Origin of the sequence: Leptolyngbya sp. CCY15150, from assembly GCF_016888135.1 — a bacterium.
In the GTDB taxonomy this organism is placed as follows: domain Bacteria; phylum Cyanobacteriota; class Cyanobacteriia; order RECH01; family RECH01; genus RECH01.
Map to the genome: position 1 here is coordinate 1 of NZ_JACSWB010000196.1, position 1,087 is coordinate 1,087.

A 1,087-nucleotide genomic window follows, 5' to 3' on the forward strand; every position below is an offset into this window, starting at 1 on the left:
GTCAACTGATGAGCCTGTGGAAGGTAGACGATTTTGGCACGAGTGACCTGATGCAGGGGTACTATGAACGGTTGATGGACGGAGCTGGACGCAGTGAAGCGCTGCGGGATATTCAGCGAGAGTTGCAATCGACAGGGGCTTACGGTCATCCTTACTATTGGGCTGGATTTATCGCGTCGGGCAATTGGCGCGCTATGGAGGGAGGGGAATGAAAGCACCGGAGCGCTATTGGCGACTGCTGCGCCTAACCATGCAGGGTCAGCGGCGGGTGGAGGAGTTGCCGCCTTGCCGTCATTGTCTGGAGGCCTACTGTCTGGAGGCCTACTGTCTGAAGACCCAACGTCTGGAGACCCAAGGCCTGGGGGCGGAGGCGGTACCAAGTGATGCTGTTGTGCAGCGCCAGTTGCAAACCCTGATGCAGACGGCTGAGGAGATGGTGTCTGTTTTGGCAGAAGGCTGCTTGCGCTGCTACATTTCCTACGAAATCGATCGCACCTGTCGAGACCTGTTTAGTCGCTTTAGTGCCGCTGCTGGTCTGACCTGTTTGGAAGATCTGCTGGCCCTGGTGTTGATGGATACCGATCCCCTGCATCAACGTCCCACCACCCCGTCCCTTGTCGATGACCCGACGCCCTCCGGCAAAGTCTTGCGTACCTTTGACCCGGATAAGGCGCAACTGAATACCTGGACAAAGCGGGTGGTGATGTCGGATGGTAATCTCAACCATTATCTGCGGGAGCATGGTATTTATCTCGACAGCGATTGGAATTTGCTGAATAGTTTGAGTGAGACCAAGCTGCACCAGTTGCTGACGGACGATGGGCAGATGAGTGCGGCCAGCCTGCAGCGGGCCACTGCTATCCTGAGCGTTGCGTAATAAAGAATGATTTAAGTGAATAGACCTTATCGGTAATTAGTTGCTCGACATCCAAATGGATGTAGTAACCATAAGATCGATCGGTTTCGGGCCAAGACTTGATTGCTTTTCCTCTGAACGGGTGACAAGGCAGCTTAAAATCATACCGTGCTGGACTTTGAGACAATAGAGGGGACAAAAAATAGGGAGCCTCAGTACAGCTCCCCTCAA

Annotated in this window: 2 protein-coding genes; both read left to right on the top strand. The window is 53.9% G+C overall.

Annotation, left to right across the window (positions count from 1 at the left end; genetic code table 11):
* A partial coding sequence (locus JUJ53_RS13875) for a CHAT domain-containing protein (RefSeq protein ID WP_239125052.1) occupies nt 1-212 on the top strand: 212 nt, incomplete at its 5' end.
* Nucleotides 209-877, top strand: a complete 669-nt coding sequence (locus tag JUJ53_RS13880) for a hypothetical protein (RefSeq protein WP_204152633.1) — start codon at nt 209-211, stop codon at nt 875-877. The genes JUJ53_RS13875 and JUJ53_RS13880, both read left to right, overlap by 4 nt.
* Nucleotides 878-1,087: the final 210 nt, after the last annotated feature.